This is a genomic window from Streptomyces sp. NPDC101181 (assembly GCF_044767975.1).
Lineage (GTDB): Bacteria > Actinomycetota > Actinomycetes > Streptomycetales > Streptomycetaceae > Streptomyces.
This window is the reverse complement of sequence record NZ_JBIWOX010000019.1, coordinates 97,707-124,075: the sequence shown is the minus strand read 5'-3', so window position 1 is coordinate 124,075 and position 26,369 is coordinate 97,707. Positions and strand designations below refer to the sequence as shown.

Genomic DNA, 26,369 nt, shown 5'->3' with positions numbered 1-26,369 from the left:
GCTGGGGGCTGACCTTGGCCCAGAGCGGCGCGGCGGGACACCCGAGGTGCCCAGGTCCAGTCACGCATGTCCCGCACTACCGCTACAGCAGCCGCCTTCGTCGCCTCGCCAGCTTGCTCAGGGTGGCGGTCGCGTCGTCCGACCCGCCGAGAAGTGACGGCCGGCTGCCCACGAAGCGCCGGCATACGCCGATGTGGGATTCGTAGACCTCGTCCACGGCGCCGAGGAGGCCGACGCGGACCGGACAGTCCGGTGCACAGGAGCTGTGGTGCGAGCGGCCCCATGCCTCCAGCCGTTGAAGGAGCACCCGGTGATCGGCGGACCAGAAGCCGGAGAATCCTGTGGCAGGGAACTGGGGCGGCTCCATAGCGGGACGAACCACGGACTGGTAGTCCGCGGGCGAGAAGGACGCCGTGAGGCGAAGAGCGGCGGCGCTTGATCTCAGGAGAACTCCGGCGGCCTCGGCGCCCGGTCCGCAGAGACGCGCGGTGCGGGGTTCGGCCAGTGCGTCCTGCAAGGCGAGCACGGTGGCCTGCGTGAGCGCGAAGAAGAGGCGGTGACCCGACATCCATCGCCACTGCGCATCGGCTTCGGCTTCGGCCTCGGGTGGTGGACGCTCCGCCGCCGGTATGCCGGTGACGTCGAGCGCTTCACCGAGAGCGGGCTCCGCGGACGCTTCCGGCAGACGGGCCATGGCAGCCGTGGCGTCCTGGAGCGCACGGATCAGCAACTCCGTGGGCTCACCGGCCACTCGGACGACTCCGAAGAAGTCGTCGTAGGCGGCCTCTTGGGGATCCTTTAGGCGTATCCGTCTTTTCTGTCTGCGGACGTCATGCCTCGATCCACTGTTTTTCCAAGCCCCCCAGACGTGGGGTAACGACTCTGGGTCTGCGAGATAGATCACCATGGGTGAATCGTTCACAGCCCGCATACTAAACCACAAAAGCCTTGACATAACCTCGCCGTAGCCCTTTTCGAAAAGCCGCGACCTGCTGCACGTCCCGACCCCTTCGAAATTGGACACGGTGACCATTTTTCCGCCAGTCGACACGTGATCAGCCACCAGGTGGCCCTGGGGTTTGTGAGGCTCGCGAGTCACCGACAAAGCACAGGGATACGCGAATGCCACCGTGCATCACGCGTCGCCCGTCACCGCGAGAGATTGTTTTCCGTTACTTCGCATCAGGAAGTGCGTCTGCTCCCTGGACACCGAGAAGCGTCGTCCTTACCGTGTTGCCATGTCGCAGGATTTCGAGGCCGCCTCGGCTGAAGCCTCCCGGTTACTCAGCGATCATTGGAGAGCGCTCGCACGACAAGAACCGCCTGTCTTCCCCGACCTTTCTCCTGGCTCTCTCCTCAGCTCACTTCCCGCTGCGGCACCCGAGGAGGCCGAACCTCTGGCGGACTTGTTGGAGGACACCTGGAATCTCGTCGTTCCCGGCCTGGTGCACTGGCAGCATCCCGCGTTTCTGGGCTACTACCCCACCAACAACTCGCCCGCCTCCGTGCTCGCGGAACTCGTCACGGCGGGGCTCGGCGTCCAGGGGATGATGTGGGCCACGTCCCCCGCCGCCACGGAGCTGGAGCAGGTGGTGACGGACTGGCTGGCGAAGGCCCTGGGGCTGCCGGAGGGCTTCTGCCACTCCAGCGGTACCGGAGGGGGCGTCATCCAGGACTCCGCGTCCTCGGCGATCGTGGTGGCGATCGCCGCCGGGCTGCACCGGGTGTCACGAGGACGATGGCGCGCGACCGGACTCCGTGGGTGCCGACCTCTCCTGTACTGCTCCGATCAGGCCAACTCATGTGTCACCAAAGGCTCCCGGGTCACCGGCCTGGGCGAGCCCCGGATCATCCCCCGCACCCCTGGCACGCGGCAGCTGGACCCGCACGCGCTGGAGGTCCAGATCGCGGCCGACCGTGCGGCGGGCCTGTTGCCCGCCGTCGTCGTCGCCACGGTCGGCACCACCGGGACCTGCGCCATCGACTCGATCGAGGAGATCGGACGTGTGTGCCGTCGTGAGGACGTATGGCTGCATGTGGACGCCGCGTACGCGGGTTCCGCAGCGCTGTGTCCGGAATTCCGCTACGTCAACGACGGAGTCGGTCTGGCCGACTCGTACGCGGTCAACGCGCACAAGTGGCTTCGCGCGGGAAATCCCTCTGATGTTCTCTGGACCACTGACCGTGCGAGCCTGACAGGGGCTCTGGGTATCACTCCGCCCTATCTTCACCACCCCGCGACGGAGTCGACCGGCGTGGTCGACTTCCGGGACTGGCAGATACCGCTCGGCCGACCGATGCGGGCGCTGAAACTCTGGTACGTGATACGCGCCCACGGCTTGCGGGGGCTGCGCTCGGTCATACGTCACGACGTACGCATGGCCACCCTGTTCGCGGACCTCGTGGATCAGGAGGAGGGATTTCACCTGGAAGCGGCGGCGCTGGGGCTCGTCGTGTTCCGCCGCACCACCGACGAGGCGACGCAGACGCTGATCAATCGGCTGCGATCCGATCACTCGATACTCTGCACCCCGGACATCGTCGACGGCCGACGCGTCGTCCGCGCCGCCTTCGGGTCCCCCTACACGACCCCCGAATCCGTCCGTCGAACCTGGGAAACGATTCGCTCGCACACCTGAAACGGCGAGCACGGAGAGGCGGTGAAGCCCGGCCTTCAACAGTTGGGGACCGTCTGAATCCACATGAGGGAGGAGAGACTTCGAGGGTGTCCACTCCGCTGAACCAAGACGTCATCAGTGCCGAAATCTCCGCACTACGCGAAGGCTATTACCGCACCCTTTCCCCGGACGGTGTTTCCCGCGTCCACCCTCAACGGAATTACCCTCCTTACCGCGCCACCCTGCTCTGTCACCCCAGGCATCCGCCGGTGGCCGTCGATGATCCGGAGATGGCCGAGTTGTCGGGCCCGGTCTTCGGCAGCCGGGACGTCCGCGGCCTGGACCACGACCTCACTCGGCAGCACGCGGGACTGCCGATCGGCGAACGGATCTCCCTGACCGGCAGGGTCATGGACAGCGCGGGCAGACCGGTGGGGAGACAGCTCATCGAGGTGTGGCAGGCCAACGCCTCGGGGCGATACGCGCACGAGAGCGACCGGCACCCCGCGCCGCTGGACCCCAACTTCACCGGCACCGGCCGCTGCCTGACCGATGACCAGGGGGTGTACCGGTTCGTGACGGTCAGACCCGGCGCCTATCCCTGGGACAATCACCGGAACGCCTGGCGGCCGGGTCATATCCACTTCTCCGTGTTCGGACGTGCCTTCACCCAGCGGCTGATCACCCAGATGTACTTCCCGGGTGACCCGCTTCTCGCCCACGACCCCATCGTCCAGTCCGTCACCGACGACGCCGCCCGCCGGCGCCTCGTGGCCTCCTACGACCCCGCGCTGTCCGTGCCCGATCTGTCCCTCGGTTACCGCTGGGACATCGTCCTGGGCGGCCCGTCCGGAACCCGGATGGACGCGGGATGACGGCGGCCGACGAGGCCACCCCCAAGGCGGCCATCACGCCGTCGCAGGCCGTCGGCCCTTTCCACAGTGGCGCGCTCTTCCCCCCTGCCGGAGGGACCGGGACAGGTGCCGGGCACCCCGGCGCTCTCGTCCTCCACGGGCACCTCCTCGACGGGGCCGGGCAGGGAGTGCCCGACGCGGTCATCGAGGCGTGGCGGCCCGTCCCGTACGACACCGGCACCGGCACCGGCACCGGCACCGGATCACCTGACTCCGCGCACCCCATCGCGGCCACCGGTCGCTCGTCGGCCTCTCCCATCGGCTTCAGCCGCGCCGCCACCGACGGCGACGGTCACTACACCCTGCACATCCCGCCGCGGTACGCCCTGCCCGCGCACGGTGTTCCGTACATACCGCTGATGATCTTCGCCCCCGAGCTGCTCCGTCATCTGTGCACCCGGGCCTACCCGCACGACGCGCCCGGCCTTGACGAGGACAGGCTCCTGGCCCGGGTCCCCGGGTCCCGCCGCGCCACCCTGATCACCCGGCCCGACGCCCCGCGGGTCCACCGCTTCGACATCCGCCTGCAAAGCGACGACGAGCGCGAGGAGACGGTCTTCCTCGACTTCACCTGACGCCACATCACCTCATCCACGCCCGCGATGCCGGTACGGGGAGCAGCGGTCGACGAACGGTCGCGGATGCCGTGAGCGGCTCGGTACCGGCGACGGGCAGGACACAGACGACAGGAGAGACGAGTATGAGCCAGGGCGCTTCACCAGCTGACGAAGTGGTCGTCATGGAGGGGCTGGACGCTTCGGAGGGGCTGGCGGCGCTGGCGGAGGTGATCGACACGGCAGCCTTCCTCGACCGCTCCGCGTTCCTCCCCGCGTCCTTTCAGCCCGCGGTGCCGTGGCTTCGCCACGAGCCGGTGTCCCCGCTGCTGCGCGGCCCCCTGCCCGCCCCGTCCCGGTCTCCCCGCCGAGGGGAGAGGGCGATGGCCGTCGCCTTCGCGCCCGAGCACGGTGACCACGCTCACCGGTGGGCCGCCCGCCACGGGCATCAACTCCTGGCTCCGCCCGCCGAGATCACGGCTACGGCCGCCGACAAGACCGCCGTGCTGCCGCTGCTGGCCGAGGCGGGGGTGTCCGTGCCCGAGTACGTCCTTGTTTCCGCGTCCGGCCGACTGCCCGCCGACGCCTATTGGCCCGACCACTGGGATCAGGCAGTCCTTCAGCGCCCGGAGAACAATCTGATGGGCCAGGGCACCGTCGCCCTGCGCGACCGCGGGCAGCTGTCGGCGGCCTTGGACCGCTGGGCGGGACGTCCGCTCAAGGTCAGCCGGCTCGTCCCGGGACTCTCGCTCACCGTCACCGCCTGCGCCGCGGCGGACCGCACCGTGGTCTCGGCCGTGTCGCACCAGCTGGTCGGGATGCCCGAACTCACCACCGGCTGGGGCACCCACTGCGGCAACCAGCTGGTGGGGCCCGACGACCTCTCCCCCGGGCTGTACGACCAGGCCCGGTCCTGCACCCACGCGGTCGGAGAGGTGTTGCGCGGCAGGGGCTTTCGCGGCGTGTTCGGTCTGGATCTGATCGTGGAGGGCGAGAAGGTGCACGTCATCGAGATCAACCCGCGTTTTCAGACGGTGGTGTCCCTCGTGCACGCCGCCGAAGCCGGGGCCGGACTGCTGCCGACCCTGGGGCTGCACATTCTGGCCTGCCTCCTCCCCGCCCTGCCGGCCACACGCCGAACATCCCGCCCCGTCCCCCCACTGAGCCAGATCGTCGTCCACGCCCCGCGCACCGCCCGGCTCGACCGCGTTCCCGCCGCGGGCGGTTACACGGACGGCCCCGACGGATTCACCCGCATCACCACGGCTCCCGTGCTCAACGACCTGCCCCCGCACGCCGTCCTGCTGTGGCCGCACATCCAGCCGGGCACCGTGTACGCCGACGACGAACTCGTCCTGCTCCAGACGCGGCGGCGCCTGTGTCCGCTGACGGACCGCCCGGCCCTGGACGCCCCCTGTCGCTCCTGGCCCGAACGCCTCCACACCCTCTTCCTCGGTGAGACGGCATGACGCCCCCGGACGCCTCCGGCGCGCCCTACCGGAAGGGTGAACTCGCCCTGCCCGTCGACGTGATGCGCGCAGCGGGCCACCGAGCGGTCGACCTGATCGTGGAACGTCTGCACACCGTCGCTCAGCACCCGCCGCACGCCGTGACCGACCCCGCGAACCTCGCGGGACTCATCGGCGAACCGCTGCCGGAGGAGGGCGGCGATCTCACCGAGCTGATCGAGTGGCTCAGCCGCGAGATCCTGCCCCTGGGGATCCGATTCGACCATCCCCGGTGTCTGGCTTTCGTGCCCACCACCGGCAACTACCCCGCGACACTGGCTGATCTGCTGACCAGCGCGCATCTCAGCGTGCCCGGTGCCTGGTTCGTCGGCGCCGGTCCCACCGGCATCGAGCTCGCCACGCTGTCCTGGCTGTGCGACCTGCTGGGGCTCCCGGCCGGCTGGGGCGGCCTGTTCGTCAGCGGCGGATCGGTCGCCAACATCACCGCCCTGGCCGCCGCCCGCGACCACCACCTCGACGGCGACCTCACCGGCGCCCGCCTGTACTGCTCCACGCAGGCACACCCCTCGATCGCCCGCGCGGTGCACCTTCTGGGGTTCGGGCGCGACCAGCTCGTCGCGCTGCCCCCCGACAGCGGCAACCGGCTCGACCCGCACCGGCTCGCCCGCCGCATCGACCGCGACCTGGCCGAGGGCCAACGGCCCTTCGCCGTGATCGGCACACTGGGCACCACGAGCACCGGCGCCCTCGACCCGCTGCCCGAACTCGCCGGTCTGTGCCGGGATCACGGTCTGTGGCTCCATGTGGACGGCGCCCACGGAGCCGCGTACGCCGCCACGGAACGCGGCCGCCCGCTGCGCGCCTCCCTGCAACGGGCCGACTCACTGACCGTCGATCCGCACAAGTGGCTCTTCCAGCCGTATGAGGCCGGTTGTGTGCTGCTGCGGGATCCCGCCCTGCTGAAGAACACCTTCCGTATGGACCGGCACTTCCTGGACACCGGCTATCTGCACCCCGCCCAGCCGCGGGGCGGTCAGATCAACCTCGACGACTACGGGCCCCAGCAGTCCCGAGGACTGCGGGCTCTGAAGCTGTGGCTGTCGCTGAAGACCTTCGGCGCCGCCGCGTTCCGCCGCGCCATCGACCACGGTGTCGACCTCGCCGAATACGCCGCCGCCCGCATCGCCGCCCACCCCTGCCTGCGCCTTGAGACACCCCCCAGTCTGGGGATCCTGACCTTCACCTGCCGCCCCGTCACGGCACTGGACGCGGCGAGCACGGATGAGCTGCAAAGGGCCGTCAGCCACGGCGTGTGCGCCGACGGCCGGGCGATGGTCCTCACCACCCGCGTCCACGGCAGGGTCGTCCTGCGCCTGTGCACCATCAATCCCGCCAGCACGCGCCCGGACATCGACACGACACTCGATCTCGTCGTGGACGCCGCCAGGAAACACCAGGACGGCACGCGGGCACCGCGAGGCCAGGACTGAGACACGGACACCAGCATGGGCACGGGCACTGCAACCTTTCGGATACCTCCGGTTGTCTCACACATATCCGACGCGTGAGGCGCTTCGTCGAGGGGGAACAAGCCGTGCTACGTGTCCGTCCCGCTGCCGAGTGAGCACGACAGGCGCACCCGGCCCTTGTCAGTATCCAGAATCCTGTTTACTGTTCGATTCGTGGAAGACCTCGACTCCCGTTTCCTCACGCGCAACGGCCTGGCCGCCCGGCAGCTGGCTGTCCTGCTCCTCAACCACGAGCCGGACAGCCGCCTCCCCCGCGTGCGGGACTTCGCCGAGGAGCTGGGGTGCGGGAACGGGACCGTCCAGGCCGCACTCCAGTTGCTGGAGGAGTCCGGGGCGATCACCACGACCGCCCGGGGCCACCTCGGGACCTTCCTGGTCCACTCCGACCGCGCGGTCCTGTGGCGGCTGTCCGGGCTGGGCACTCTGCTCGCGGCGATGCCGCTGCCGTACTCGCGCCGCTACGAGGGGCTGGCCACCGGCCTGCGCGGCGCGTTCGAGCAGGCCGGGGCGCCGTTCGCCGTGACCTTCATGCGCGGCGCCGGGGCCCGGACCGCGGCGCTGCTGGACGGCAAGGTGGACCTGGTGGTGCTGTCGCGGTTCGCCGCGGACCAGCTGATCGCCGAGCATCCGGTGGAGCTGGTGGCCGACCTGGGACCCGCCACCTATGTCGGGGCGCACGGGATGCTGGTGCGGCACGGCGTCGATCTGGAGACCCCGGGACTCCGCGTGGCGGTCGACCACACCTCGGAGGATCTGCGCATGCTGGTGGAGCGCGTTTTCGCCGGGCGACGGGACATCGAGTGGCGCGAGGTGTCGTACATGCAGCTGCACGATCTCTTCGCCGCCGGGGAGGTGGACGCCACCGTCTGGAACCTGGACGAGGCGCGGGAGCGGCTGGGGATCGGGGTCGACGTCCTCCCGCTGGGCGACGAGGTCACCCGCGAGCTGGCCCTGCGCAACTCCAGCGCGGCGGTGATCGGCCGCAAGAACGGCGCCAAGGCGCTCGGCGCCGTGCGCGAGGCACTGGACCTGTCGGTGGTGACGCGGATGCAGAGCGAGGTGTTGCGGGGCGAACGCGCCCCCTCGTACTGAGCGACGGGCGCGGGCCGCCCCTCGCGAGCTCCCATTCGGGCCGCAGCGCCGCACGGTCGGAAAATACAGAATCCTGGTTATTGTTTATTAGGAGGAACGCCATGGACGAACAGCTCGCCCTGAGACTTCGGCTCTTCCGCGAGGGCGGCCAGGTGCCCGCCGAGGTCACCGACTTCGTGGCCGCCGAGCTGACCGCGCTGGAGGCCGAGGGCAACACGGTCACCGAAGCGACGGCGGGCATGCTCACCAGCCATCTCACGATGGCCCTCGGCCGTCTCCTGCGGGGCGAGCCGATCGAGGAGTTCCCCACCGACGAGCAGGTCGCCAACGAGCTGACCGGTCACCCCGAGGCCGTCGCACGGGCCAGGGCGATCTCCGCGCGGGCCGCGCGGGAGCTGGGGCCCGCTCTCCCCGAATCGGAGGTCGGCTTCCTCGGTCTGCACCTGGCGGTCCTGGCACGGCGGCCGCCCGCCGACCCGGCCCGATGACCGCCGCGGACACCCCGCGCGACACACCCCCGTACCGATCAGCACAGAGAGCAGGACAGCCATGACGAAGATCCTCACCGGCGGAGTCGGCAAGGTCGAGGTCGTCCGGACCATCGACGGTCTCGGAATCGACGCGCTGGAGGTCACGGCCTCCAGCGACATCGACGCCGCGATGAAGTTCCGGGCGGGCCAGGCCGACTACTACCTCGGCACCTGCCACACCGGCGCCGGCGCGTCCCTCGGCGTTCTCGTCGGCCTGATGGGCAGCGCCGTCTGCCACACCTTCGGCCGCGGTGTCCCCGACGCCGCGGAGATCGACACCCTGCTCGCCGACGGCAAGAAGGTCTTCGGCTTCTCCATGGACCAGATCGACACCATCGCCCCCCTCATGGCCCGCGCCATCGCGGCCCGCGGCTGACCCGGCGACCGACCGCCGTACCGGGCACCAAGGAGTGACTCGTGAGCACCACCCTCGCCGCCGGCAGCGGCTTCGACTTCACACTCGCCCAGCAGCTGACCGTCATAGCCCTGTGCGCGCTGACCGCCTTCATCGCCCACATGGCGCTGGCCGTGTTCAACGACGGGGTCCGCCCCTTCCTGCTGGACTTCATCCAGGGGCGCACCACCCGCAGCGCGACGACGGCCGTCTCCTTCGGCCTCTCCGCCGGGTTCATCTTCGGCCTCGGCGCCCCGATGGCCCTGTCCACCGGGGTACTCAACCCCTGGCTGCTCTTCCTCCCCACCGACATCCTCGGGATGCTGTCCCCGAAGAAGTGGCTGGCACCCCTCCTCGGCGGGGCCTGGGGCGCGGTCGTCGTCTTCGGTCTGAACGGCGCCAACAACGTCGCGCACGACCTGCCGGTCGACTTCCTCACGGCGATGCAGCAGATGTCCACGCCGATCCTCTTCCTGTTCACCCTGTTCCCGGTGCTCGCCATCACCAAGCAGTTCGGCCGGGTGTGGGGAGCGGCCGCGGGGGTGATCGAGCTCGCTCTCGTCGTCCTGACGATGAAGCTGTGGCCGAACATGTTCGCCGGGGCGCTGGCCATGGCCGTGGGTGTGCTGATGCTCATCGGTCTCGCGGTCGCGAAGGACCTCCGGCAGCGCCGGGCGGACCGGGCGGCGGGGGCCGTCGAGGAGGAGGTGGCGGCGGACGATCCGATGGCGTCGCTGTTCAGTGCCAGTGCGGCCCGGCTGCGCCGCTATCTGCCGCTGTTCATGGTGCTCGGCGCCGGGGTCTGCGTCCTCGCCCAGATGCATGTGTTCGGAGGCGGGGAGGCCACGAGCTTCCTGATCGCCAAGGGGCAGTACGCGGAGGCGGCCCAGGTCGACTTCTACCGGGTCTTCGGCTTCGTACCGCTGATCGCGACGACCGCGCTGGCGTCGGGCGCGTACGGCATCGCCGGATTCACGCTCGTGTACCCGATCGGCTACCTGCTGCCGAACCCCTTCCTCGCGGCGGTCGTCGGCGCGCTCGTCTTCGCGGTCGAGGTGCTCGCCCTGTCCTGGATCGGGAAGGTGCTCGGCAAGCTGCCGAGTGTCCGGGACTCCTCGGAGCACCTGCGCAGCGCGATCGGCGACACCCTCCAGCTGGCGATCCTCTTCGGTTCGCTGATGGCGGCGAACGCCATGGGCGGCGGGCTCGGCATCCTCGTCGTGGGCGGGCTCTACCTCTTCAACGAGGCGATGGGCAGGCCCGTGGTGAAGATGGCGGCGGCCCCGGCGGCGGTCATCGTCGGCGGGATCCTCCTCAACCTCCTGTACTGGCTCGACCTGTTCACCCCCGTCAAGGGCTGACACCACCACCGCAGCCGCCACGAACCGGAGAGGGAACCCGCCATGAACCACCCCCCACCGCACACCCTGCGCACCGTCACCGGGGAGCTCGCCACCGGTGCGGTACGCGGCCCCGTCCTCCCCCACGAACACCTGGTCCTGGACCTCGACCGGGCCGGGGACGGGGCGGCCGTCCTGCATCCGGAGCGGCACGGCACCTCCGTGATCGGCGAACTGAACGGCCTGCGCGAGCGGTTCGGGCTCTCCCTGGTGGTCGAGCTGACCTGCCGGGGCATGGGCCGCGACGTGCGGGCGCTGGCCCGGGTCTCGCGGGAGGCGGGGGTGCCCGTCGTCGCCGCGACCGGCTGGTACTACGAGCCGTTCCACACCCCGGACGTCGAATCCGCCGACGTGGACCGGCTCACCGCCCTCCTGGTCCGGGAGATCGAGGAGGGTGTCGGGACCACCGGTGTCCGCCCCGGGGTGCTCGGCGAGATCGGCAGCCACGGCGACGTACCGACGCCCTCCGAGACGAAGGTGCTGCGGGCCGCCGGCCGGGCCGCCATCGCCACCGGGCTGTCCCTCGCCACCCATGCCCAGCTCGGCCGGGGCGGCCTCGCCCAGCTGGACCTGCTCACCGGCGAGGGGCTGCCCGCCGGGCGGATCTGCGTCGGCCACCAGGACCTGCTGGCGGACCCCGGGGTGCACCGGGAGCTGGCCGAGCGGGGCGCGTACGTGGCCTTCGACACCGTGGGCAAGGAGTCCTACCAGAGCGACGCGACACGGCTGCGGCTGCTGTCGGCCCTGGTGGAGGCGGGCCACGGCGACCGGGCCCTGCTCAGCTGCGACATCTCCCGCCACGGCTATCTGCGCGGCGAGGGCGGCCAGGGCTACGGACACCTCTTCGAGGAGTTCCTGCCGGCGTTCCGGGCGGCGGGCGCGGACGAGGACCTCATCGACCTGCTGACCCGCCGCAACCCACTGCGGTTCCTGACCGGCGCGAACGTGGAGGAGAACTGACGTGAAGCCCCCCGTACTGCCCGAGACCTTCCCGCTGGCGACCGTCGGTCTTCAGGACGCCGTCGCCCGGCAGTTCCGGCTGCTGGAGGCCACCGCCGCGCACTTCGAGGGCGAGCAACTCCTCGCGGCCGACGCGGGGGTCGTCCCCGGACTCGGCAGACCGCGCACCACGGCCCGTGTCGAGGCCGTCCTCGCGGACTTCTTCGGCGCCGAGGAGGCCGCCCTCGTCCAGGGTGCGGGCACCGGCGCCATCCGGGCCGCGCTCACCGGGGCCGTACGGCCGGGCGACGAGCTGCTGATCCACCGGGCCCCGGTGTACCGGACCACCGAGGACACCCTGCGCGGTCTCGGCGTACGGACGGTGGCGGCGGACTTCAACGATCCGCGGGAGGTGCGTGACGCGCTTGCCTCCGGCCGGCCGCGGTGGGCCTTCGTCCAGCACACCCGGCAGCGGCTGGGCGACTCCTACGACCCGGCCGAGGTCATCGCCGCCTGCCGGGCGGCCGGAGTGCGCACCGTCGTCGACGACAACTACGCCGTCCTGCGCACCCCGGCGGCCGGGGTCGAACTCGGCGCCGACGCCTCGTGCTTCTCCCTGTTCAAGCTGCACGGGCCCGAGGGGGTCGGCGCCGTCGTCGGGGCTGCGGACCTCGTCGCACGGGTCCGCGAGGACAACTACTCCGGAGGCGGCCAGGTCCAGGGGCATCAGGCGCTGGACGCGCTGCGCGCCCTCACCCACGTCCCGGTGATGTGGGCCGTGCAGTCCCGGGTGAGCTCCGAGGTCGCCGAACGGCTCGCGGCCGGGGAGGTGGACGGGGTCGCCGAGGTGCGGATCGCCAACGCGCAGGACCGCTGCCTGCTGATCCGCCTGGACCGTCCCCTCGCCGCCGGGCTCCCGGCTGTCGCGGCGCGGTTCGGGGCCGCGCCCTACCCCGTCGGCTCCAACTCCCGCTACGAGATCACCCCGCTCTTCTACCGGATGTCCAGCTCCTCCCTGGCCGACGCCCCGGAGCTGGCGGAGTGGACCGTACGCGTCAACCCGATGCGGGCCGGGGCGGATCTCGTGATCGACATCCTGCGCCGCTCGCTCGCCGCCCTGAACGAACCGAAGGACCGCTGACCGTGTTTCTCGACACCCTGCTCCACCGCAATCCCGGGCTCGTCGACGCCGCGGCCGACCTGCACGAGCGGGGCCGCATCCCGCCGGACACCTATGTCATGGACCTCGACGCCGTCGAGGAGAACGCGGCGCTGCTGGCCGGGGCGGCCGAACGCGTGGGCGTGGGCCTCTGGTTCGTCGTGAAGCAGCTGGGCCGCAACCCCGAGCTGATCCGGGCCGTCGCCCGGCACATCCCGCGCGCCGCCGCCATCGACGTCGGCGAGACGCGGACCCTGCACGCCGCGGGGGCCCTGCTCGGGAACGTCGGCCACCTCAGCCAGATCCCCCGGCGGGCGCTGCCCGGCGTCCTCGCCCTGCGGCCCGAACGGGTCACGGTCTTCGACCTGGCCAACGCGCGCGCCGTGGCGGAGGCCGCACGCCAGGCGGGCCGGGTGCAGGACGTCCTGATCCGGGTCGAGGGGGCCGAGGGCACCGTCTACCCCGGGCAGGAGGGCGGCGTCCCGCTGGAGCGCCTGGACGCCTTCGCCGAGCGGGCCGAGGCCCTGGACTCCCTCCGGATCGCGGGGGTGACCGCCTTCCCCTGCGTCCTGTGCGACGCCGTCACGGGCCTGCCCACGGCCACCCCCAGCTTCGACCTGGCGGTCAAGGCGCGCGAGGTGCTCGCCGCCCGCGGCCACCGCGACCTCGAACTGAGCGCCCCCAGCGCCACGTCGGCCGCCGCCCTCCCGCTCCTCGCCGAGCGGGGGGCCACCCATGGCGAGCCGGGCCACGCGCTGACCGGCACCACTCCCCTGCACGCCCTCGACCCGGCCCAGCCCGAGAAGCCCGCCTACGTCTACGTCACCGAGGTCGCCCACACCCTCGACGACGGCCGCCCCGCCCTGTTCGGCGGCGGCTTCTACGCCCGCTCCCTCATCCGCAGCGCCCTCCTCCCCCGGACCGGCGTCCGCCTCGGCGTCCGGGACGCGCCCGCCCGGAACATCGACTACTACCGGCTGCTCGACGCACCCGCCGACGGCACGGACCTCCGTGCCGGGGACACCGCGCTGCTCGCCTTCCGCACCCAGATCTTCGTCACCCGCTCGACCGTCGCCGTCGTCTCCGGCCTCTCCTCCGGCACCCCCCGGCTGAGCGGCCTCTACGACGCCCAGGGCCGGGCCCTGTAAGGAGCACCTCATGGCCAGGACCGTCATCGTCGTCATCGACGGGTTCGGCATCGGCGCCATGCCCGACGCGGGCGTGCTGCGCCCCGGCGACCTCGGCGCCGACACCTGCGGGCACGTCCTCGACCACGCCCGCACCGCGTTGGGCCGTCCGCTGCGCCTGCCCGTGCTGGAGGCCCTCGGCCTCGGCCTGGTCCACCCCCATCCGGACCTGGCCCGGCGAACCGGGCTGCCGGTGGCGGCGGGCCGGGCGGCACTCGGCTATCCGGGCGCGGACACGTTCGCGGGCCACCAGACGATGATGGGGGCCGACTTCAGCCGGGTGGCCGTCGCCCGGCTCGCCGACCACCTGGACGAGGTGGCCCGGGCGCTGACGGCGGCCGGTCACCGCACGGAGCGGCTCGACGGCGGACCGCTGCTCGTCGTCGACGGGACGGTCCTCGTGCACGACAACCTGGAGGCCGACCCCGGTATCAACTGGAACGCCTCCGGCGCGCTGGAGGACCTGCCCTTCGAGGGGCCGGGCGGCATCCTCGCGATCGCCCGCACCGTGCGCGAGGTGGCGCCGGTCGCCCGAGTCATCGCGGTCGGTGGTCACGCGGACGGGCCGCTCCCCCGCTTCGTCCGGCCCGGGGACGGCGGGACCGTGGGGCTGGACACCCCGGCCACCGGCTTCTACCGCAACGGGGGCCTGCGCGTCCAGCACCTGGGCGCGCCCCTGGACCACACCCGTCAGCTCCCCGAGCTGGCGGCACGGGCCGGTATCCCGGTCACCCTGGTCGGCAAGGCCGCCGACATCCTGGTGTGCGAGGCCGCGACCCACCGCCCGGCCGTGGCCACCTCCGACGTCCTGGCGGACACGCTGGAGGCCGTACGGGCCGACGGCGACGCCCTGGTCGTCGCGAACGTCCAGGAGACCGACCTGGCGGGCCACCAGCAGGACGCCACCCGGTACGGGCGGCTCCTGGAACAGGTCGACGCGGGGCTGGCCGGGCTCGTGGCGCTGCTGGCGGCCCCCGGTGACCGGCTGATCGTCACCGGGGACCACGGCAACGACCCGGCCATCGGCCACGCGCACCACACCAGGGAGTACGTCCCGGTGCTCATCCACCGCCCCGGCGAGGACGGCGCGGAACTGCTACCCGACGCGGCCAGCCTCGCCGACGTGGGCGCCACGGCGGCCAAGGCCCTGGGTCTCGCCCCGGAACAGCTCGCGGTGGGCACCCCGCTGCACACGGGCAGGTAGCGCCCGGCCCGACCGGCCCGGGACCGTGGGCGTCCGCGGCTCCGCGATGCGTTCGTGCCCGGGACGCGCACGGAGAACGGCGACGTTGAGGCCGGTGTCCTCAGGCGTTGGCGGCGGGCGCGTACGGGGCGTGGCTGAGGGGGCTGACGAGTTCGGCGAGGGCGCGCTCCAGGTCGTGGAGGTGGGTCAGCGCGGGCTCCGTGCCCGGGGAGCGCGTGGTGTGGGCGGGCGCCTCGGGGAGCGCGCCGGGCCGTGTCGTCGTGAGGATCTCGACCGCGGACTGGACCCGCCAGCAGGCGGCCGAGAGCCGGACGTCGTGCGAGGCGTCGGGGTCGGCGGCGACCAGAGCCAGGCTGCGGACCTCCCGGGCGCAGTCGTCGAGCAGGTCCAGCACCTTGCGGGCGCGCGCCTTCCGGGCGCGGAGCGGGTTGAGGGGGTGGACCAGGGGCGCGAGGGAGAGCCGTACCCGCCCGAGCAGGGCTTCGAGCTCCGCGATGTGGGGCTCCGGATCGGCCCCCGGGGTTCCGGCGATACGGGCGGCGGCCTGCGCGGTGCACGTGTGGACGCAGCTCAGGGCGCGCTGGATCCACGCGTGGGTCGTCGCGTGCGTGGTGACGGGGAGCACCGCCAGGACGGCGAGGGCGGCCCCCAGCGCCCCGACCCCGGTCTCCACCAGGCGCAGCGCGAGCAGGGCGGGGTCCAGGACGCCGAGCAGGCCGTAGAGGAGGGAGATCATCAACGTGACCGCGAAGATCATCCAGGAGTACGACACGGCGGCCGTGTAGAAGATCCCGAACACGCAGGCCGCCACCAGGACCGCCGTGCTCGTGAGGTCTCCTCGCAGGGGGACGGCGATGAGCAGTCCGGCGGGTACTCCGAGGACGGTGCCCAGAACGCGGCGGAATCCGCGCACCAGGGTCTCGCCGCGTGACGCGGTGTTCACGAAGATCCACCAGGCCGTCCCGACCGCCCAGTACCAGCGGTCCTGCGACAGCACCTGTCCCACTGCGAGGGCGAACCCGCACGCCGCGGTCGCCTGGAGCGCTTGGCGGGTCGTCGCCCGCCCCAGACCCCGTCCGCCCGCCGGAGCGGGGACAGCCGCGGCCGGGTAGCGGCGTTCGAAGCACCACAGCCCGAAGCGGACCGTCGAGGACACCAGAAGGGCGAGGGCGACGGCGCCGAGGAGGTGCGGCAACTGGGCGGGGGTGGCGTGCAGGAACTGGGCGACGAAGAACATCATGAACGCGAAGATCCCCAGAGCGTTCCCGCGCGGTCCCCAGCGCCGGGCGAAGACCCCCGCGCCGATCACGGCGAGGAAGGCCAGGTCCCGGAGCAGCGGGGCGTCGTGCAGCGCGCTCGCGAGCGCGAGGACGGGGAATCCGGCCACGGGCAGCAGGGCGGTGGTCACGCCCTGGGCGCGGACGTCCGGGTCCGCGACGGTGAAGAGGGCGAGGAGCGCCGCGAGGCCGCCGGTGATGGCGGCGGTGAGGGAGTGCCCCACCAGGCCGCACAGCGCGACCGCGAGGCTGATGCCGAGCACGGCACGGGAGGCGAAGCGCAGCCGTACCCGGCCCGGGTCCGGCGCCACGAACACCCTCTTCAGCACGCTTCCGCCCCTTCCGCGTCACCGCAGAACTCGCATGAAAAAGGCGCCGCGGAGATCCGCAGCGCCATCGACGTGACCATTGCAGCATCTCCCGGGCCCATGGATCAAACGAGACCGCCACTGCTGCGCCAATGGCCCATCCCTCACGACCTTCGGCCGACCAGCGGCAGGCCAACGGACCACCAGCACGGGTCACGGCGCCCCGTGCCACGGCGAGGGCCGGGAAGCGGGCCGTATGCGAGCGGGCCCGCGCCCCGTCGGCCCGGCCGCGGAGCGCCCCGGTACGGGCGGCCTGGGTAGAGTCGGGCGAAAGGGCTCGGGCGGTCGGGGCCGGGACCCGCGGGGACGACCCGGAAAGGGGATCTGCCGATCATGGCGGTCGACGCTCTCGACACCCGGATCCTGCGCCTGCTGATCGAGCAGCCGCGCACCAGCGTCCGGGAGTACGCCCGCATCCTCGGCGTGGCCCGCGGCACGCTCCAGGCCCGGCTGGACCGGCTGGAGCGGGACGGCGTGATCACGGGCACCGGCCCGGTGCTCTCCCCCGCCGCGCTCGGCCACCCGGTGCTCGCCTTCGTCCACCTGGAGGTCACCCAGGGGCATCTGGTCGATGTGGGCGACGCGCTGGCAGCCGTGCCCGAGATCATCGAGGCGTTCTCGACGACGGGCGGCGGCGACCTCCTGACCCGGGTGGTCGCCCGGGACAACGGTCATCTGGAGGACGTGATCCAGCGGCTGATCCAGCTGCCGGGGGTCGTCAGGACGCGGACGGACGTGGCGCTGCGCGAGCGGGTCGCCCACCGGGTGCTGCCGCTGGTGGAGTCCGTGGGCCGGGCGGCGGGCGGCCAGGACCGGCCCGCGTCCGGTCCCGGCTGACCCGGGCCGGGCCGGTCACGGGCGACGGGCCCGGCGGAGGCATCCTGGGGCCATGACCTCACCGCAGTCCTCCCCCGGCCCCGACGGCCCGCCCGCCGCTCCCGCACCCCTCCACGTGATCTTCGACCTGGACGGGACGCTGGTCGACAGCGAGCCGAACTACTACGAGGCGGGGCGGCGGCTGCTCGCCCGCCACGGGGTGCGGGACTTCGGGTGGGCGGAGCACAGCCGGTTCATCGGGACCGGCACCCGCGAGACGCTGGAGATCCTGCGCGCGGAGTACGGGATCGACGCCCCGGTCGACGAACTCCTCGCCGGGAAGAACGCGTTGTACCTGGAGCTGGCCACGGCCTCGACGGAGGTCTTCCCGCAGATGCGGGTCTTCGTGGAGCGCCTGTCGGCCGCCGGGGTGCCGATGGCGGTGGCCTCCGGTTCGTCCCGGGCCGCGATCGAGGCGGTGCTCGCGGTCACGGGGCTCGGCGCGTACATCCCGCTGTACGTCTCCGCCGAGGAGGTCGCCCGCGGCAAGCCGGAGCCGGACGTGTTCCTGGAGACGGCCCGGCGGATGGGGGCGGAGCCGGGCGACTGCGTGGTGCTGGAGGACGCCGCGCCGGGGGTGGCGGCCGCGCACGCCGCGGGCATGCGGTGCGTCGCCGTGCCGTACGTGCCGGAGGCCGCGTCCGACCCCGTGTTCGCCGCCGCCGGTCTGCTGTTCGCGGGCGGGCAGTCCGCGTTCACCGCCGAGGCCGCCTTCCGCTGGCTGCGTGGCTGACCAGGGCTCCGGGCGCGGTGGTGGCGGCGGACCCCCCGCCGGAGGAGGTGCCGGGGCGTCAGATGTGCCCGGTGAAAGGTCCGTCGGGGCGATCGGGGGTCCTGCGGACCGATATCCTGATCATGTCCTTCGCCCCCGCCGAGGACGCCCGGGGCCCGGGCGGGCCGAACGGCGGAGCGGGCCGCCCTTCGAGTGAGGTGTGCAGGTGCTGGTAGCTGGTCGGTACCGATTGGTGTCCCCCATCGGCCGTGGCGGCATGGGCGAGGTGTGGCGGGCCACCGACGAGGTGCTGGGCCGCGCCGTGGCCGTGAAGCTGCTGCTGGGGGATCAGGTGGACGCCTCCTCCACCGCCCGCTTCCGGCTGGAGGCGCAGACCGCCGCCCGGCTGAGCCACCCGCACCTGGTGGCCGTGTTCGACTTCGGCGCCTGGGAGGACCGGTTCTTCCTGGTGATGGAGCTGGTCGAGGGGCAGAGCCTCGGTGACCTGCTGGCCGCCCAGGCGCGCGTCCACCCCGAGCAGGTCGCCCGGATCGCCGGGCAGGCGGCGGCCGGGCTCGCCGCCGCGCACCGGCAGGGCATCGTCCACCGGGACATCAAGCCGGGCAACCTGATGCTGGACGTGGACGGTTCGGTGAAGATCGGGGACTTCGGCATCGCCCAGTTCGTCGACGACCCCTCGACCGCTCTGACGACGGCCGGTCAGATCGTGGGCACCAGCCTCTACCTGGCCCCCGAGCGCGCCCTCGGCCGTACCGCCGACTCCGCGTCGGACATGTACGCGCTGGGCTGCGTGATCTACCACCTGCTCCTCGGACAGCCGCCGTTCCGCTCGGACACGGCGACCGCGACGCTTTATCTGCATGTCGACACCCCGCCGGTCCCGCTGCGGCAGCGGGGCGTGGACATCTCCGCCGCCTTCGACGCGTACCTCTTGGGCCTGCTGGCCAAGCGGCCCGAGGAGCGGCCCACCGCCCAGCAGGTCGCCGACTGGTTCCGGACCGACGCCTGGCGCGGGCGGCCCGAGGCGCTTCCGCCACCGGCGCCCGCCGCACCCCGCGCCTCCGGCCGTGCTCCGGCGCGGGCGCCGTCCCGCACCGCGTCACCCGCCCCCGCCACGCCCGTCGGCCCCACGACCTACCGGCTTCCCCAGCCTCCGGGCCGGAGCCGGCTTCCGCAGCCCACGGGCCGAAGACGCGGCACCTCCACGCGTTCCGTCCCGGCCCGCCGCCGCGGTACCCGGGAGGCGATCCGCAGGCGCCCGCGGGTGGCCAGTGCCATCGCGGGGACGGCGACGTTCCTGGCCGCCGTGTATCTGGGGATGGTCCTGTTCTCCCCGGATTCCAGCTCCGCCGGGACTCCGGGGCCGTCGCCGACGCCCTCCGGGGCGGCGGAGGACGTCGGCGACGGCGCGCGGCACGAACAGGGGGCCGGGCGGCAGCAGGGCGAGGACGACGGGCGGGACGACTGACCCGCCCGGCGGTTCACCGGGCCCGGTTCACCAGCGGTCGTGGACCTGCGGCCGGATCGACCGGTCGTACAGCTCGCGCACGGCGTCCAGTGTCGCTCCGGGCAGCGGCTCCAGGGAGGCCGCGGCCGCGTTGGCGCGGGCCTGTGCGGCGGTGCGCGCCCCGGGGATGACGCTGGTCACGCCGGGCTGCTGGGTGATCCAGCGGAGCGCGGTCTGGGCCGGGGTGGCTCCCGCGGGGGCGAGTTCGGCGAACTCGGCGGCGGCGGTGAGCCCGGTCGCGTAGTCGACGCCCGAGAACGTCTCGCCCTGGTCGAAGGCCTCGCCGTGGCGGTTGTACGTACGGTGGTCCTCGGGGGCGAAGACGGTGTCCTTGGTGTACCGGCCGGAGAGCAGGCCGGAGGCCAGGGGGACCCGGGCGATGATGCCGACGCCCGCCGCGGCCGCCGCCGGGAGCACCTCGTCCAGGGGCTTGAGGCGGAACGGGTTGAGGATGATCTGGACGCTCGCGACGCCGGGCCGGGCGATGGCCGTGAGGGCCTCGGCGCAGGTCTCCACGCTCACCGCGTAGGCGGCGATCCGCTCCTCGGTGACCAGGGTGTCCAGGGCGTCGTAGACGGCGTCGGAGGCGTAGACGGCGGGGGGCGGGCAGTGCAGCTGCACCAGGTCGAGCCTGTCGGTGCCGAGGTTGGCGCGGGAACGGTCGGTCCAGGTACGGAAGTTGTCCAGGACGTAGTTCTCCGGCAGCTGTTCGGCGCGTCGGCCCATCTTGGTGGCGACGAAGACGCCGGCGTCGGGGCGGCTCGTGAGATAGCGGCCGATGAGCTGTTCGCTGCGGCCGTCGCCGTACATGTCGGCGGTGTCGAAGAAGGTGACGCCGGATTCGACCGCCGCGTCGAGGACGCCGAGGGCGTCGCTCTCGGCCACCTCGCCCCAGTCGGCCCCCAGCTGCCAGGTGCCCAGTCCGACGACCGAGACGTCACGGCCGGTCCTGCCCAGTGTTCGCTGTTCCATACGGATCATGCTAGGACCTGTCGTCAACCTGCCCCCTCCGGGCGACGGCGGCAGTGTGAAGCCAGGTGCCGCGCCGCTCCGGGTCGTGGCGGCGGGGGTGGACGGCGGCAGGAGCACCTCTGCCGCCGTCCACAGTTCGGGGGGCCGGGGCCCTTGACGGGCGGGCCGTCAGTCGCCGGTGGTCACGCGGACGTAGTCGATGACCATCTGCTGCGGGAACTGGGTGGAGCCGTCGGGGTCGCCGGGCCAGTAGCCGCCGACCGCGAGGTTGAGGATCAGGAAGAAGGGCTTGTTGAACGCCCACGGGTTGCCGCCCACGTCGGCCGGGGTACGGCGCTGGAAGACGTTGCCGTCGACGGACCAGGTGATGGAGTCCGGGGCCCAGTCGATGGCGAAGGTGTGGAAGTCGTCGGCGAAGGCCTGTCCGTTCGGCAGGGTGTAGGCGGCGCCGATGCCGCCCGCGCCGGAGTACCCGGGGCCGTGCAGGGTGCCGTGGACCGTGCCGGGTTCGAAGCCGACGTTCTCCATGATGTCGATCTCGCCGCTGGCGGGCCATCCGACGTTGCCGAAGTCGTCGCCGAGCATCCAGAACGCGGGCCAGATGCCCTGTCCGCGCGGGATCTTGATGCGGGCCTCGACGTGGCCGTAGGCGGCGGCGAACTTGCCGGAGGTGTTGAGCCGGGACGAGGTGTACTCGCAGCTTCCGTACCAGCACTGGTAGTTGCCCGGGTTCTCCTTCCGGGCGGTGATCACGAGATTGCCCTGGCCGTCGAGCGCGGCGTTGTCGTTGCCGGGCGTGTAGTACTGCCGTTCGTGGTTGTTGACGTTGTCGCCGGTCTCGGTCTGCCACTTGCCGCCGTCCACGGCGGAGCCCGCCGCACCGTCGAAGTTGTCCTCGAAGACGACGGCCTTCGTGCCGGGCCCGGAGGCCGGGGACGCGGAACCGGAGGCGGCGGACGCCCCGCCGGGCAGCGTGGCGAGGAGCGCGGAACAGCAGAGGAGCGAGGCCGCGTAGAGGGCGCCGCGACGGTGGCGGGAGCGGCGGCTCGTCATGGGGGACGAGGAGTACATGGTCATCACATCACTTCACGTGTGGGGACGTGTGCATGACAGGTCTACGCCGAGAGGTGAACGGTTGGGGCGGACACCTCGGGCGGATATTTCAATTCTTGATTTAAGGGAGTGCCGCAAGAGCCGTCAATAACTTGGTACAGACCGGATACCGAACGGCATACGTATCCGGCATATGTCAGTGAACGCACGGGTCCGGGCGTGGGAGACAAGGGCCGGGGCGGAGGCCGGGTACCGTCCCGGGCCGTCCTGGCCGATGATGTGGCCCGGGGCCGCCGCCCCGGCCAGAGCGACAGCCGACGGAAGAAGGGGTTGCGATGCGGGATCTGCCACCGGACCCGGCGACGGCGGAGGTACGGGAGGTCTCCGGCTCGGGAGAGGACGCCCAGGTCATCGTGGTGGGGGCCGGACCGGCTGGCTCGTCGGCCGCCTTCCACCTGGCGCGGGCCGGAGTCGATGTGATCCTGCTGGAGAAGGCCCGCTTCCCCCGCGAGAAGGTGTGCGGCGACGGGCTGACGCCCCGGGCCGTGCACCAGCTCATCCGGATGGGCGTCGACATCTCCGCACCGGGCTGGACGCGTTCGCGCGGGATGCGGTGGATCGCCGGGAGGCACCGGGTGCACATCGAATGGCCCGCGCTGGGCCGCTTCCCGGACTTCGGGCTCTCCCGCAGCCGCCACGACTTCGACGACATCCTCGCGCGTCACGCGGTGGCCGCCGGGGCCCGGCTGTACAGCGGCTGGAAGGCGGAACGGCCGCTCACCGACCGGGCGGGCCGGATCACCGGGGTCGCCGCGGTCCCGGACGCGGGCCGCGCACCGGAACCACGCGACTTCCGGGCGCCCGTGGTGGTCGCCGCCGACGGGGCCTCCGCCCGGCTCGCCCTGGCGATGGGGCTGGAGCGGGACCCCCGGCGGCAGATCGCCACGGCGGCCCGCCGCTACTACCACAGCCCCGAGCGCTCCCAGGAGGAGTACCTGGAGCTGTGGGCCGACCTCCGCTTCCCGGGCGGAGGCCCGTATCTCCCCGGATACGGCTGGATCTTCCCGATGGGCGACGGCCGGGTCAACGTCGGGCTGGGGGCGCTGCCCCACCGCCGCCACGGCACGGCGGACCTGCGGGCCACCCTGGACCAGTGGCTGGCCCGGACCCCCGAGGAGTGGGGGCTGCGCGAGGAGAACGCCCGGGGGCCCGTCCGCAGCGCCGCCCTGCCCCTCGGTTTCAACCGGCATCCGCTGTACGCGCGGGGCCTGTTGCTCGTCGGGGACTCCGGCGGCATGGTCAGCCCCTGGAACGGCGAGGGCATCGCCCAGGCCATGGAGGCGGGCGAGGTCGCGGCCGAGACCGCGGCGCTCGCCCTGGCCCACCCCGAGGGGCCGCGCCGCGAACAGGTGCTGCGCGGCTACCCGGTGGAGATGAACCGCCGCTGGGGCCGCTACTACCGCCTCGGCAACACCGCGGCCGACGTGCTCTTCAGCCGGTCGGGGTTCCAGCCGGTGCTCAACCGGTACGTCATGGGCTCGCCGTTCCTCCTCGACGCGCTGGCCCGGCTGCTCACCAACCTCACGGACACCCCCTCACGCGACGCCGTCGACCACCTCCTGAACACCGCTTTCCGGCTGGTCCCGGCCCCGGGGGCGGCACGGCGGAAGCGCTGAGGCACGGGGGCACCGGCGCCCTGTGAGCCGGGAGTGCGTCTCGACGCCGGGGACCGCCGGGTCGGCGAGGAGGCTGCCCGGACAGCCTGACCGGGGAAGCCGCGAACGGATCCTCTACAGCCCTGTAGATTGCCTTCGTCGTAGACCGCTCCAGAGAAAGCAGCAGCCATGTTGGGGATCGGCGAGCTCGCCCTTGTACTTCTCGTGATCGTGGTGGTCCTGAGCATCAAGAGGCTTCCCGACCTGGTGCGCTCGGCCGGGAAGGCCGCGCGCATCCTCAAGAGCGAGAAGCGCGCCCTCAAGGAGCACGAGGCCTCGCGCGCCGCTCCCGGGGCCCAGGCCCGCGCCCACGAGGCCCCGCACGACGCCGCCCGGCCGTCCCCCCACGTGATCCGCGGGGAGGCGACCGAGCGCGGGGACCGGTAGCCGCCGACGCCCGGGAGGCGCCGGCGCGTCCGTCAGGCGGCCGTCGGCGGGTGCAGCAGCCGGGCGAGCAGGTCGTCCAGGCTGACCAGTCCGGTGAGCCGCCCGTCCGCGTCGCGGACCACGGCGATGGTGGCGCGCCGCTCGCGCAGCTGCTCCACGGCGTGGGCGGCGGTCTCCTCCGGGCCCAGCTCCGGGACCGGACGGGCCAGGTCCCGGGCGAGGACGGTCCGGCCCCCGGCGCGGGCGACCAGGGCGTCGCGGGCGTGCACCGATCCGAGGACCCGCTCCCCGTCCCGGACCAGCAGGCGGGTGCGGTCGGCGCCGGAGGCGACGGCCAGGACCTCGTCGAGTCCCGCGCCGGCGGGGACGGTGGCGATCCGCTCGGCGGGGATCTGGACGGCGGAGACCGGGGCCTGCGGTTCGGTCAGCGACCGGGTCATCAGGCCGGAGTCGCCCTTGCTGATCAGTCCCAGCCGCTCGGACTCCTCGATGAGGTGGGTGAGCTGGTCCCGGTTGTGCACCGAGGTCAGCTCGTCGCGCGGGGTGACCCGGCACATCCGTACCAGGCCGTTGCTGATCCAGTTCATCACCCGGATCAGTGGCCGTACGGCGTTGACCACGGCCCGGAAGGACGGGCTCAGCAGCATCGCGGAGCGCTCCGGGTGGGCGATGGCCCAGGACTTGGGCGCCATCTCGCCGACGACCATGTGCAGGAAGACGACGACGATCATGGCCAGCGCGAAGGCGACGCCGTAGCTGAGGGCCGCGGGCAGCCCGAGCTTCTCCAGCAGCGGGTCCAGCTCGTGCGAGATGGCGGGCTTGGACACCGAGCCGAGGCCCAGGGTGCAGATGGTGATGCCGAGCTGGGCGCCCGCGAGCATCAGCGACAGCTCGCGCATTCCGGCGAGCGCCGCCTTCGCCCCGCGCTGCCCGGCGGCGACGGCCTGCTCCATGCGGTGGCGCTTCGCGGCGACCAGGGCGAACTCGGCGGCGACGAAGAACCCGCTGCCGATCAGCAGCAGGACGGTCACGAAGAGGGCCAGGGGGAAGCTCATGCCTGCGGCTCCTGTTCGATGCGGACGTACTCGGCGACGTGCCGGTCGAGCGAGCGGACGGCGATCCCGACGCCGGAGACGGTCAGCCGGTCCCCCACGGTCGGGAAGCGGCCGAGCCGGTCGATGATGAGTCCGGCCAGGGTGTCGTAGTCCTCGCTCTCCTTCGGCAGCTCGACCCCGGTGGCCTCCTCGATCTCGTCCAGGCGGCGGCCCGCGTCCACGATCCAGCCCGTGCCGTCGGCCACCGCGAGTTCCACGACGGTGTCGGTCTCGTCCGCGATGTCGCCGACGAGTTCCTCGGCGATGTCCTCGTAGGTGACGATCCCGGCGACGCCGCCGTGCTCGTCCAGGACGACGGCGAACTCGTCGTCGCGCTCACGCATCTGTGTCACGGCGGCCGGCAGCTTCAGCAGCTCCGGCAGCAGGAGCGGGTCGCGGGCCAGCGAGCCGACGCTGGTGCGCCCGACGTCCGCGGCGGGCAGCCGCATCAGTTCCCGTACGCCGAGGACCCCGGCGGGGTCGTCGGGGTGGTCGCCGAGCACCGGGTAGGTGGAGTGGCCGTGGCGGGCGATCAGCTCGACAGCCTCGGCGGCCATGGCGTCCCGGCGGACGAAGACGACGTCGGCGCGCGGGACCATCACCTCGCCCAGGGTGCGCTCCGAGAACTCCAGGGCGTGGTCCATCAGTTCGGCGGTAGCGGCGGGCAGCTCGCCCTGCTCGTGGGATTCACCGATGAGGTGGCCCAGCTCCTCCAGGGTGGCGCCGTGGTGCAGTTCCTCGACGGGCTCGATGCCGATCCGGCGCAGCAGCCGGTTGGCGGCGCTGTCGAAGATGTGGATCACCGGGCCGACGACGCGGAGGTAGATCAGGGTGGAGACGGCCAGGGACTTCGCCATCCGCTCCGGGATGGCGAGGGCCAGGTTCTTGGGGGCGAGTTCGCCCAGCACCATCTGGATGAAGGTCGCCACCACGAACGACAGCACCACGGAGAGGCCGGAGACCACGCCGTCGGGCACGCCGGTGCCGCTGAGGGCGGGGCGCAGCAGCTGGGAGACGGACGGTTCGGCGAGGAAGCCGACGACGAGCCCGGTGACGGTGATGCCGAGCTGGGCGCCGGACAGCATGAACGACAGGCGCTCCAGCACCTTCACGGCGCGGGCGGCCCGCTTGTCACCGGCCGCGGCCTGCCGCGAGAGGGTGAGGCGGTCGGCGGAGACGTAGGCGAACTCCTGCGCCACGAAGTAGCCGGTGCCGACGGTGAGGACGAGGACGGCCAACAGGCCGAGCAGGGCGGCGATCACCGGGCACCCTCCCCGCAGCCGCGACGGTCGGCCCGGTCCGCGGCCGCGGTGGCCGGCGGGGTGCGGTGGACGTCAGGCCCCGGGGGGCGAAGGTCAGGCCCCGAGGGGCCCGTACTGGCAGACAACGCGTGGCTCC

The 26,369-nt window shown here is 72.5% G+C and carries 24 protein-coding genes; 18 read left to right on the top strand and 6 right to left on the bottom strand.

Annotated features, from left to right (window positions below):
- Positions 1-82 precede the first annotated feature (82 nt).
- Positions 83-907 carry a hypothetical protein gene (locus ACIRRU_RS25100; protein ID WP_403684080.1) on the bottom strand — a complete coding sequence of 275 codons (825 nt, stop codon included), beginning with the start codon at positions 905-907 and terminating at the stop codon, positions 83-85.
- A 331-nt stretch (positions 908-1,238) separates the two neighbouring features.
- On the opposite strand from ACIRRU_RS25100, the gene ACIRRU_RS25095 reads away from it, so the two are divergent.
- The 13 genes from ACIRRU_RS25095 to ACIRRU_RS25035 all read left to right on the top strand — a co-directional run bounded on the left by ACIRRU_RS25095 (position 1,239) and on the right by ACIRRU_RS25035 (position 14,989).
- Positions 1,239-2,639 (top strand): pyridoxal phosphate-dependent decarboxylase family protein, encoded by a 1,401-nt coding sequence (locus ACIRRU_RS25095; RefSeq protein ID WP_403684101.1) that lies wholly within the window; start codon positions 1,239-1,241, stop codon positions 2,637-2,639.
- A gap of 86 nt (positions 2,640-2,725) precedes the next feature.
- A complete protein-coding gene (gene pcaH, locus ACIRRU_RS25090; RefSeq protein WP_403684078.1) occupies positions 2,726-3,493 on the top strand; it encodes a protocatechuate 3,4-dioxygenase subunit beta in 768 nt (255 codons plus the stop codon).
- Positions 3,490-4,107: a protocatechuate 3,4-dioxygenase subunit alpha gene (locus ACIRRU_RS25085; RefSeq protein WP_403684076.1), complete on the top strand. Its 618-nt coding sequence runs from the start codon at positions 3,490-3,492 to the stop codon at positions 4,105-4,107. Before pcaH ends, ACIRRU_RS25085 begins: the two co-directional genes overlap by 4 nt.
- Before the next feature lie 125 nt (positions 4,108-4,232).
- Positions 4,233-5,555 carry an ATP-grasp domain-containing protein gene (locus ACIRRU_RS25080; protein ID WP_403684074.1) on the top strand — a complete coding sequence of 441 codons (1,323 nt, stop codon included), beginning with the start codon at positions 4,233-4,235 and terminating at the stop codon, positions 5,553-5,555.
- Positions 5,552-7,045 carry a pyridoxal phosphate-dependent decarboxylase family protein gene (locus tag ACIRRU_RS25075; protein WP_403684072.1) on the top strand — a complete coding sequence of 498 codons (1,494 nt, stop codon included), beginning with the start codon at positions 5,552-5,554 and terminating at the stop codon, positions 7,043-7,045. Before ACIRRU_RS25080 ends, ACIRRU_RS25075 begins: the two co-directional genes overlap by 4 nt.
- A gap of 192 nt (positions 7,046-7,237) precedes the next feature.
- Positions 7,238-8,176 carry a GntR family transcriptional regulator YhfZ gene (yhfZ, locus tag ACIRRU_RS25070; protein ID WP_403684070.1) on the top strand — a complete coding sequence of 313 codons (939 nt, stop codon included), beginning with the start codon at positions 7,238-7,240 and terminating at the stop codon, positions 8,174-8,176.
- A gap of 101 nt (positions 8,177-8,277) precedes the next feature.
- Positions 8,278-8,664 (top strand): PRD domain-containing protein, encoded by a 387-nt coding sequence (locus tag ACIRRU_RS25065; RefSeq protein WP_403684068.1) that lies wholly within the window; start codon positions 8,278-8,280, stop codon positions 8,662-8,664.
- 61 nt (positions 8,665-8,725) lie between these two features.
- Positions 8,726-9,082 (top strand): DUF2620 domain-containing protein, encoded by a 357-nt coding sequence (locus tag ACIRRU_RS25060; RefSeq protein ID WP_403684067.1) that lies wholly within the window; start codon positions 8,726-8,728, stop codon positions 9,080-9,082.
- 41 nt (positions 9,083-9,123) lie between these two features.
- The gene (locus tag ACIRRU_RS25055; protein ID WP_403684065.1) at positions 9,124-10,461 is read left to right on the top strand and encodes a YhfT family protein; all 1,338 of its coding nucleotides are present in this window, start codon (positions 9,124-9,126) and stop codon (positions 10,459-10,461) included.
- A 42-nt stretch (positions 10,462-10,503) separates the two neighbouring features.
- Positions 10,504-11,460, top strand: a complete 957-nt coding sequence (locus ACIRRU_RS25050; protein ID WP_403684063.1) for a phosphotriesterase — start codon at positions 10,504-10,506, stop codon at positions 11,458-11,460.
- 1 nt (position 11,461) lies between these two features.
- Entirely contained in the window at positions 11,462-12,580 is a 1,119-nt protein-coding gene (locus tag ACIRRU_RS25045) for an aminotransferase class V-fold PLP-dependent enzyme (RefSeq protein WP_403684062.1), read from the top strand.
- Positions 12,581-12,582: 2 nt separating this feature from the next.
- Positions 12,583-13,746: an alanine racemase gene (locus ACIRRU_RS25040; RefSeq protein ID WP_403684060.1), complete on the top strand. Its 1,164-nt coding sequence runs from the start codon at positions 12,583-12,585 to the stop codon at positions 13,744-13,746.
- 10 nt (positions 13,747-13,756) lie between these two features.
- Positions 13,757-14,989, top strand: a complete 1,233-nt coding sequence (locus tag ACIRRU_RS25035) for a phosphopentomutase (protein WP_403684058.1) — start codon at positions 13,757-13,759, stop codon at positions 14,987-14,989.
- A gap of 100 nt (positions 14,990-15,089) precedes the next feature.
- On the opposite strand, the gene ACIRRU_RS25030 is transcribed toward ACIRRU_RS25035, so the two are convergent.
- The gene (locus tag ACIRRU_RS25030) at positions 15,090-16,595 is read right to left on the bottom strand and encodes an FUSC family protein (RefSeq protein WP_403684056.1); all 1,506 of its coding nucleotides are present in this window, start codon (positions 16,593-16,595) and stop codon (positions 15,090-15,092) included.
- 372 nt (positions 16,596-16,967) lie between these two features.
- Between ACIRRU_RS25030 and ACIRRU_RS25025 the strand changes: the two genes are divergently transcribed.
- The 3 genes from ACIRRU_RS25025 to ACIRRU_RS25015 all read left to right on the top strand — a co-directional run bounded on the left by ACIRRU_RS25025 (position 16,968) and on the right by ACIRRU_RS25015 (position 19,711).
- On the top strand, positions 16,968-17,471 hold the full coding sequence (locus tag ACIRRU_RS25025) for an Lrp/AsnC family transcriptional regulator (protein WP_403684054.1): 504 nt from the start codon (positions 16,968-16,970) through the stop codon (positions 17,469-17,471).
- A 52-nt stretch (positions 17,472-17,523) separates the two neighbouring features.
- Positions 17,524-18,243 carry an HAD family hydrolase gene (locus ACIRRU_RS25020; protein WP_403684052.1) on the top strand — a complete coding sequence of 240 codons (720 nt, stop codon included), beginning with the start codon at positions 17,524-17,526 and terminating at the stop codon, positions 18,241-18,243.
- A gap of 256 nt (positions 18,244-18,499) precedes the next feature.
- On the top strand, positions 18,500-19,711 hold the full coding sequence (locus ACIRRU_RS25015) for a protein kinase (RefSeq protein WP_403684099.1): 1,212 nt from the start codon (positions 18,500-18,502) through the stop codon (positions 19,709-19,711).
- Positions 19,712-19,738: 27 nt separating this feature from the next.
- Here the strand turns inward: ACIRRU_RS25015 and ACIRRU_RS25010 are convergent, their stop codons facing one another.
- Both ACIRRU_RS25010 and ACIRRU_RS25005 read right to left on the bottom strand, forming a co-directional pair.
- Positions 19,739-20,731: an aldo/keto reductase gene (locus ACIRRU_RS25010; protein ID WP_403684050.1), complete on the bottom strand. Its 993-nt coding sequence runs from the start codon at positions 20,729-20,731 to the stop codon at positions 19,739-19,741.
- Positions 20,732-20,890: 159 nt separating this feature from the next.
- The gene (locus tag ACIRRU_RS25005) at positions 20,891-21,799 is read right to left on the bottom strand and encodes a family 16 glycosylhydrolase (protein WP_403684048.1); all 909 of its coding nucleotides are present in this window, start codon (positions 21,797-21,799) and stop codon (positions 20,891-20,893) included.
- 311 nt (positions 21,800-22,110) lie between these two features.
- On the opposite strand from ACIRRU_RS25005, the gene ACIRRU_RS25000 reads away from it, so the two are divergent.
- A complete protein-coding gene (locus ACIRRU_RS25000) occupies positions 22,111-23,451 on the top strand; it encodes a geranylgeranyl reductase family protein (RefSeq protein WP_403684046.1) in 1,341 nt (446 codons plus the stop codon).
- A gap of 168 nt (positions 23,452-23,619) precedes the next feature.
- On the top strand, positions 23,620-23,877 hold the full coding sequence (locus tag ACIRRU_RS24995) for a twin-arginine translocase TatA/TatE family subunit (protein WP_403684044.1): 258 nt from the start codon (positions 23,620-23,622) through the stop codon (positions 23,875-23,877).
- Between the two features lie 32 nt (positions 23,878-23,909).
- Here ACIRRU_RS24995 and ACIRRU_RS24990 read toward each other — a convergent pair whose 3' ends face one another.
- Together ACIRRU_RS24990 and ACIRRU_RS24985 are read right to left on the bottom strand one after the other, a co-directional pair.
- Positions 23,910-24,932 carry a hemolysin family protein gene (locus tag ACIRRU_RS24990; RefSeq protein WP_403684042.1) on the bottom strand — a complete coding sequence of 341 codons (1,023 nt, stop codon included), beginning with the start codon at positions 24,930-24,932 and terminating at the stop codon, positions 23,910-23,912.
- Positions 24,929-26,233, bottom strand: a complete 1,305-nt coding sequence (locus ACIRRU_RS24985; RefSeq protein ID WP_403684040.1) for a hemolysin family protein — start codon at positions 26,231-26,233, stop codon at positions 24,929-24,931. The genes ACIRRU_RS24990 and ACIRRU_RS24985 overlap by 4 nt, the downstream gene beginning before the upstream one ends.
- Between the last annotated feature and the right edge of the window lie 136 nt (positions 26,234-26,369).